At 68.5% G+C, this 8,157-nt stretch carries 5 protein-coding genes; 1 reads left to right on the top strand and 4 read right to left on the bottom strand.

The features are described 5' to 3' along the window. Window positions 1-452: 452 nt before the first annotated feature. Window positions 453-2,906 (top strand): LamG-like jellyroll fold domain-containing protein, encoded by a 2,454-nt coding sequence (locus B0293_RS05415; RefSeq protein ID WP_005163058.1) that lies wholly within the window; start codon window positions 453-455, stop codon window positions 2,904-2,906. A 57-nt stretch (window positions 2,907-2,963) separates the two neighbouring features. Here the strand turns inward: B0293_RS05415 and B0293_RS05410 are convergent, their stop codons facing one another. The 4 genes from B0293_RS05410 to B0293_RS05395 are packed head-to-tail and all read right to left on the bottom strand — an operon-like array spanning window position 2,964 to window position 8,155. Continuing rightward, the gene (locus B0293_RS05410) at window positions 2,964-4,607 is read right to left on the bottom strand and encodes a DUF885 domain-containing protein (RefSeq protein ID WP_005163055.1); all 1,644 of its coding nucleotides are present in this window, start codon (window positions 4,605-4,607) and stop codon (window positions 2,964-2,966) included. A gap of 47 nt (window positions 4,608-4,654) precedes the next feature. Further along, complete coding sequence (locus B0293_RS05405) at window positions 4,655-5,770, bottom strand: bifunctional 2-methylcitrate synthase/citrate synthase (protein WP_005163052.1); 1,116 nt, start codon at window positions 5,768-5,770, stop codon at window positions 4,655-4,657. Window positions 5,771-5,780: 10 nt separating this feature from the next. Beyond that, window positions 5,781-6,674 carry a methylisocitrate lyase gene (gene prpB, locus B0293_RS05400; protein ID WP_005163050.1) on the bottom strand — a complete coding sequence of 298 codons (894 nt, stop codon included), beginning with the start codon at window positions 6,672-6,674 and terminating at the stop codon, window positions 5,781-5,783. Beyond that, window positions 6,674-8,155 (bottom strand): MmgE/PrpD family protein, encoded by a 1,482-nt coding sequence (locus tag B0293_RS05395; RefSeq protein WP_005163048.1) that lies wholly within the window; start codon window positions 8,153-8,155, stop codon window positions 6,674-6,676. The genes prpB and B0293_RS05395 overlap by 1 nt, the downstream gene beginning before the upstream one ends. Between the last annotated feature and the right edge of the window lie 2 nt (window positions 8,156-8,157).

Genomic DNA, 8,157 nt, shown 5'->3' with positions numbered 1-8,157 from the left:
AGGCCTCCTTGAGGGACCCAGGGTCCCTCAAGGAGGCCTTCACGGACTTGGACCTACGACCCACCGCAGCCAGAACCCAGTAGGTAACCGAGACCCGGTGGCTCTAACGGACCAAACCACTCACCAACACCTGGACCGAGCTGAGCCCGCGCCGCACTCGCCTCCCTTGACACACAGGACAGCTCCACCGCCCAGGACCGATTCGAGGCCTTCGACGCTTTACAACGTTGTATCAACGATGTAAAAACGTCCTGACGGCCAGCCGTGGCCCGGCTCACACCGGTTTCCCACCGGCCACGGGGTCGTGGTTTCACGCCTGCACAAGTCCAGCGGGAGGCGCACCTCCGCCGAGGCGGCCGCCCCCGGAGAAGGGTGTCGAGCAGATGTTGCCAACGTTGTCACCACAACGCCCCCGAAAGCCGAGACGCTTCCGGAAGCCCCTGACCGCCGCGGTGGCCGCGATAGCCGCCCTGGCGCTGACGTCAGGGCCCGCGACGGCCGCCGAGAGCGGCTGGAAGCTGGGCAAGCCACGCCTGACCACCCCGTGGGCCAACCAGGTCTCGCCTACCAACGCGTTGCCCGAGTACCCCCGGCCGCAGCTGGTGCGCGAGAACTGGCAGAACCTCAACGGGGTCTGGGAGTTCGCCGGCGCCGCGCCCGGTGAGGTCCCGCCGATCGGTGAGAAGCTCGCCGAGAAGATCCTGGTGCCCTACCCCACCGAATCGGCGCTTTCGGGGATCCAGCGGCACGAGGACTACATGTGGTACCGCCGCACGTTCACCGTGCCCAGGAACTGGAACGTGGGCAGGGACAACACCCTGCGGATCAACTTCGGCGCCGTCGACTACAAAGCGAAGGTCTGGGTCAACGGCAAGGAGGTGGCCGCGCACCAGGGCGGCTACGGCGCGTTCTCCGCGGACGTCACCTCGGCGCTGAAACCCAAGGGAGAGCAGGAGATCATCGTCGGCGTCGAGGACCGCGCCGACGCGACCTGGCAGCCCGTCGGCAAACAGCGCCTGGTCCCCGACCGCGGGATCTTCTACGAAGGCGCCTCGGGCATCTGGCAGACGGTGTGGATGGAACCGGTCGCGGCCAAGCACGTCGGCACGCTCGGCATGGTCCCCGACCTCAAGTCGTCCACACTCAAGCTCACCGTCGACACCGGCGGCGGCTCCGGGCTGACCGTCGAGGCCGTGGTCCGCGACGGCCGGAAGGTGGTCAGCCGCAGCACGGCGTCGGCAGCCGGGACGATCTCCCTGCCGGTGCCCAAGGCGAAACTCTGGTCACCCGACTCGCCGTTCCTCTACGACCTCGACGTCGAACTGAAGGACGGCCGCCGCACCGTCGACAAGGTTTCGTCCTACTTCGGCATGCGTGAGTACGGCACCACGAAGGGCGCCGACGGCAAACTCCGGTTCACCCTCAACGGCAAGATCCTCTTCCTCCAGTCCACTTTGGACCAGGGGTACTGGCCGGACGGCATCTACACCGCGCCGACCGACCAGGCGCTGCGCTTCGACCTCGAACAGCACAAGGTCCTCGGCTTCAACACCGTCCGCAAGCACATCAAGACCGAGCCCGACCGGTGGTACCACCACGCCGACAAGCTCGGTCTGCTCGTGTGGCAGGACATGCCGTCGATGCGCACCGGTGGCCGCCCGCCCGTGGACGCTCAGCGGCAGTTCAAGGCCGAGCTGAAAGAACTGGTGGAGCAGAAGAAGAACTGGACCTCGATCGTCGGCTACGTCCCGTTCAACGAGGGCTGGGCCGAGTGGTCGCGTGAGGAGACCGGGAAGGTCGCCGAAAGCGTCAAGGCCCAGGACCCGACCAGGCTGGTCAACGCGCACAGCGGGGTCAACTGCTGCGACTCGCTCGGCGACTCCGGCAAGGGTGACGTCCTCGACTGGCACTCCTACCCCGGTCCGGCGAAGCCGATGCCCGACGCCAAACGGATCTCGATCGACGGCGAACACGGCGGCTACGGCCTCGAGGTCAAGGACCACATGTGGTTCGGCGAAGGCCACGCCTACGAGATGGTGAAGGACCAGGCGACCCTGAACAGCCGCTACGTCCAGAACCAGCGCGACGTGCTCGCCTCGGCGCAGAGCTGCGGCATCAGCGGCTCGATCTACACGCAGATCACCGACGTCGAGCACGAGGTCAACGGCTTCTTCACCTACGACAGGCAAGTGAAGAAGATGGACTTCGCGCAGGTGCGCGCGGTCAACCAGGCGATCATCCGCAACGCCGACGGCAGCGGTTCCGGCGCTCCCGACCCGGGCCCCGGCACTCCGGGGATCACCGGCGTGCACGCCTACAAGTTCAACGAGGGCACGGGATCCAGTGCCGCGGACTCGGTCGGCACGGCGAACGCCACGCTGACCAACACGCAGTGGGCAGGCGGTGTCGAGGGCGGTGCGCTGGCTTTCGCGGGCAACGGCCAGGCCGACACCGGGGCGAACCTCGTCAACACGGCGGGCAGCTACTCGGTCTCGGCGTGGGCGAAGCTGGACGAGGCAGGCGGCGCGTTCCAGACCGTCGTCAGCCAGGACACCGACCGCGACAGCGCGTTCTTCCTCCAGTACTCCGGGCAGGACCAGCGGTGGGCGATGAGTTTCGTCGGTCTCCGCGCCCTGTCGCCGGAGAAGCCGGAGGTCGGGAAGTGGTACCACCTGACCGGCGTGCGTGACGCCAAGGCGGGCACGCTGTCGCTGTACGTCGACGGCAAGAAGGTCGCCTCACAGAACGCCTGCTCCGCCGCTCCGAGCACCGGCCACACGGTGATCGGCCGCGGTCAGTACGGCGGTCAGCAGGTCGACTTCTTGCGCGGCGCCGTGGACGACGTCCGGCTCTACGACCGGCCGCTGTCCGACGCCGAAATCGCGACGCTGGCGAAGCGCGACTGATCCAGGACGCGCGGCGCCGGGCCATTTCCCGGCGCCGCGCGTCCGGCAACGTCGAAACTACTGAAGCTCCACCCAGTCCCGCACGACTTCGCCGAGGACGGGCAGCGGCACCTGTCCGTTCCTCAGCACGACGTCGTGGAAGTCGCGGATGTCGAAGGCCTCGCCCAAGTTCTCCTCGGCGAAGGCGCGCAGCCGCTGGATCTCAAGCCTGCCCGTCATGTACGACAGCGCCTGGCCGGGCCATTCGATGTACCGGTCGGTCTCGGAGCTCACTTCGACGTCGCTGAGCACGCAATGCTCGGTGAGGTAGTCGACGCATTGCTGCCTGGTCCAGCCCAGCGCGTGCAGCCCGGTGTCGACGACGAGCCGTGCCGCGCGCAAGGAGTCCTCCGCGACCATGCCCAGCCGCATCAGATCGTCGGAGTACAGGCCCATTTCGTCGGCGAGCCGTTCGGTGTAGAGCGCCCAGCCCTCGTCGAACGCCGAGAGCGGGACGAGCTTGCGCAGTTCCGGCACCCCTTCGAGCTCGAAGGACACGCAGGCCTGGAAGTGATGTCCTGGAACAGCTTCGTGGAACGCGACGGACTCGGCGATGAACCGGAACCGCTCGGTCACCCGGTAGGCGTTGGTGGAGTAGACACCTGGACGACTGCCGTCGGCCGAGGGCGGCATGTAATACGCCTGGGCGGCGGACGGCCCGTCCGCTTCCGGTACCGCGCGGACCACGCATTCGGCGGACGGCACCCGGCGGAACCAGCCGGGCGCGGCGGCCGTGGCCCGCGCGACCGCTTCCGTCGCGGTCGTGATCATCTCGTCCGCGTCCCGCCAGCGCAGTGAAGGATCGGTGCGCAGCCGGTGGCGGACCGCGACAGGATCGCCCTCGCCGAACAAGGCGGTGCCGAGCCTCCGGTACTCCTCGTCCAGCGCCCGTCCGATCGCGAGACCCGTCTCGTGCAGTTCCTCCGCCGAGACCCCGGTGGTGGTGTGCGTCTTGAGCAGCCCCGCGTAGGTCTCCTTGCCGCCCTCCAGCCAGCAGAGCCCGGGGCGGTCGTCGGGACGGCCGTGCCCGGCGATCTCGCGGGCGAGGATGTCGCGATAGGCGGTGAGCGCCGGCCGCACCTTCTCGGCGAACAACCGATCCCGGCGCGCCTCGCGGTCACCGGTCAGGGGCGGGACGAGCAGCGGGTTGGGTTCGGCCGCCAGGAACCGGTCGACGTACTCGACGGCGTTGCGCACCGCACGTTCCACCGGTGTCCGGCCGGCCTCGATCCCGGCGCGGTGCCGATCCGCCAGCGCCGCGAAGAAGTCCGGGAACGCCGCCAGCCTCGTCAGATGGTCCTCCTCCGCTTGCTCCCCCGACGGTGCCAGCTGCGGAAGCCAGGACAGCACCCCGACCCCCTCGGCCACCATCGGATCGGCGAGGGTGAACTCGCTCGCGCGGGCATCCAGCCTGGTCAGGAGCGATTCCGTGTGGTGGGCGACGACGCCGAGCGTGATCCGGTCCGGATCCGTGGAGCGGGCGGCGAGTCCGGCGATCCGGACGGCCCGTTCCCTCAGCCGGACGTCACCGGCTTCGGAGACGTCCCGTAACTCGTGGTCGTGCCCGGGAATGTTGTCGAAGGTCGCCATCAAAGGCATCTCGGTCGCGAGGACGTCGAGGAGTTCGTCGGCCAGCTCCCCAGCTGTTGGCTCATCACTCATATCCGATGACTACCAGACCGGATCCGTTCTTCGCTGGCGATTTCCCCCTATCCGACCAGACCGACGACGCGTTCCGTCGGCCCGTTGTAAGCGCTCGACGGCCGGATGAGGCTGTTGTCCGCCAGCTGTTCGGCGATGTGCGCCGTCCACCCGGTGATCCGCGCGGCGACGAAGATCGGCGTGAACACCGGGGTGTCGAAACCGATCAGGTGGTACGCCGGGCCCGCCGGGTAGTCCAGGTTCGGGTGCAATCCCTTCGCGTCGTGCATCGCGCGGGCGAGGGCCTCGTACAGGTCGAGCAGGTGGTGTCCGGCGCGCAGTTCCGCGATCTCTTGCAGGGCAAGGCGCATGGTCGGGACGCGGGAATCGCCCTTCTTGTAGACGCGGTGCCCGAAGCCCATGATCTTGCGCTTCTCCGCCAACGCTTTGGTCAGCCAGGCTTCGGCGTTGTCCGCGGTGCCGATCTCCTCGAACGTCGCCATGACCGCTTCGTTCGCCCCACCGTGCAGTGGGCCCTTGAGCGCGCCGATGGCCGCCGTGACGGCGCTGTAGAGGTCCGACAGCGTGGAGGTGACGACTCGCGACGTGAACGTGGAGGCGTTGAAGCTGTGCTCGGCGTAGAGGACCAGTGACGTCTCGAAGGCCCGCACGATCACGGGTTCGGGAACCTCGCCGAGGGTCATGTACAGGAAGTTCTCCGCGTAGCCGAGGTCGTCGCGCGGGGCGAGCGGGAGCAGTCCGTGCCTGCGTCGCTGGGTCAGCGCGACGACGGCGGGAAGCGCGGCGAACAGCCGGAGTGCCTTGGCCCGGTTGGCTTCCGGGCCGTTGTCGTCCTCGTGCGGGTCGTGCGCGCCCAGGACACTCACCGCGGTGCGCAGGGTGTCCATCGGATGCGCGGTCTCCGGCAACGACAGCAGGGTCAGCACGAGATCGCGCGGCAGGGCGCGGTGCGCCCGCTCGGCCTCGTTCTGGGCGGCCAGTTGTGCCGGCGTCGGCAGCTCGCCGTACCAGAGCAGGTACGCGACCTCTTCGAAGCGGCATTTCCCGGCCAGGTCCTGGACGGGATAACCGCGGTAGGTCAAGGAATTGGTGTCGGGATTGACCATCGACACCCCGGTGGTGTCGACGACGACCCCGGCGAGTCCTTTGTGGATGCTGGACATGGTGGTCTCCTCAGACGCGGAAGGTGAAGACGTTCTCGTCGAACGTGCTGTAGGACTCGTAATCGAGCAGTTCGTAGAGGTCGCGCCGGTGCTGCATGCTGTCGAGCAACCCCGCCTGCGTACCCTGTCCGGTGATCGCGTCCAGCCCTTTTTCCGCGGCGTGCATGGCCAGCCGAAGCAGGGTGACCGGATAGATCACGATGTTCACGCCGAGGGACTCCAGCGTTTTCACGTCCAGCAGTTCGCTCTTCCCGAACTCGGTCATGTTGGCCAGGATCGGGACGTCGACGGCGGCGCGCAGCCGTTCGAAGTCGGCGGGGTCCCGCATCGCCTCGGGGAAGATGAGGTCGGCCCCGGCGCCGGCGTACGCCTTGGCGCGTTCTACGGCGTCGTCGATGCCGTGGACGGCGGCCGCGTCGGTGCGGGCGGCGATGACGAAGTCCGGATCACGCCGGGCGGCGACGGCGGCGGTGATCCGCCGGACCGCGACGTCGCGGTCGACGACGTCCTTGCCGTCGAGATGTCCGCACCGCTTGGGATTCACCTGATCCTCCAGGTGCGTTCCGGCGACACCGGCGTCCTCCAGCACCTGCACGGTGCGGGCGGCGTTCATCGGCTCGCCGAATCCGGTGTCGGCGTCGACCAGCGCGGGCAGCGCGGTGACCCGGGCGATCTGCTGGGATCGCCCGGCGACTTCGGTGAGCGTGGTCAGCCCGATGTCAGGCAGGCCGAGATCCGCCGAAAGAACGGCACCGGAGATGTAGACGCCTTCGAAGCCTCGACGCTCGATCAGTTTCGCCGACAGCGGGTTGAACGCGCCGGGAAAGCGTTGCAGTGTCCCGGAATCCAGCCCCGCCCGGAACGCGGCCCGCTTCTGCGCGGCGGAGGGTACGGCGTGCAGCATCAGAAGATCCCCTTGCTCGTCGGCACGGCGTCGAGCCCGGCCGGGAGCGCGATCCCGGAGACCTCGGCCGCGTCCAGTTCCCCGAGGCGGGTGACCGTGTCGAGGAACCGGTCCTGATCGGCGGCGGCGATCACCCCATCGGCCAGCGTACGGAACTTGGCGATGTACTGCTCGCGGGCGAACGGCCGTGCCCCGGCCGGGTGAGCGTCGGCGACGGCGATCTCGTCGGACAGCAGGGTGCCGTCGGAGAGGGCGATCTCGACGCGGCCGCCGAACGACGGTTCGGGCGCGTGATAGCGGCGAGTCCATTCGGGATCTTCGACGGTGGTGATCTTCTGCCAGAGGTCGACGGTGTCCGGCCGGGTCGCACGTGCCCTGTCGTAGGACCGTTCGTGGTGCCAAGCGCCGTCCTGGAGAGCGACCGCGAAGATGTACGGGATCGAATGGTCGAGCGTTTCGCGGCTGGCCTGGGGATCGTACTTCTGCGGGTCGCCGGCACCGGAGCCGATCACGAAGTGCGTGTGGTGACTGGTGTGGATGACGATCCGCTCGATCTTGCGGAACTCGCCGACCCGCGGGCCGAGCCGCCGCGCGAGGTCGATCAGCGCCTGGCTCTGGTACTCCGCCGAGTGTTCCTTGGTATAAGTGTCCAGAATGGACTGTTTCGCCTCGCCGGGCGCGGGCAGCGGCACCGTGTACTCCGTGCCGGCGCCGCTCAGCAGCCACGCGATGAAGCCGTCCTCACCTTCGTAGATCGGGCTCGGCGAGCCTTCGCCTCGCATGACCCGGTCGACAGCCTCGATCGCGGCCTTGCCGGCGAACGCCGGGGCGTACGCCTTCCACGACGAGATCTCGCCCTTGCGGGACTGACGGGTCGTCGTCGTGGTGTGCAGCGCCTGCCCGATGGCCTGGTACACGGTCTCGGTTTCCAGGCCCAGCAGCGCGCCGAGGCCGCCCGCGACCGACGGGCCGAGGTGCGCGATGTGGTCGATCTTGTGCTCGTGCAGGCAGATCCCACGCACGAGGTTCACCTGGATTTCGTACCCGGCGGCGATCCCGCGGAGCAGGTCCGCGCCGGTACGTCCGGTGTGCTGGGCGACGGCGAGGATCGGCGGGATGTTGTCGCCGGGATGCGAGTAGTCCGCGGCGAGGAAGGTGTCGTGATAGTCCAGTTCCCGCACCGCGACGCCGTTGGCCCAGGCCGCCCACTCCGGTGAATACCGGCCTTCGACGCCGAAGACGGCCGCTCCCGGTTTGCCGGGATGGGCCAGCGCCTGGTCGCGGGCGGAGCCGACCGGACGTCGGGTCAGCGACGCGGCGGCCACGGCGGCGTTGTCGATCACGCGGTTGATCACCATGTCGGCGACCTCGGGAGTGACCGGGACGTCGTCGGTGGCGACGGCGGCGAGCTTCCACGCGAACTGGTCCTCGCGGGGCAGCGATTCGGCGGAGCGGTGGGTGCGGACGGTGTGGTCGATCATGG

Origin of the sequence: Amycolatopsis azurea DSM 43854 (assembly GCF_001995215.1) — a bacterium.
In the GTDB taxonomy this organism is placed as follows: Bacteria; Actinomycetota; Actinomycetes; order Mycobacteriales; family Pseudonocardiaceae; genus Amycolatopsis; species Amycolatopsis azurea.
The sequence above is the reverse complement of the archived record's forward strand: the minus strand, read 5'-3'. Positions and strand labels throughout refer to the sequence as shown.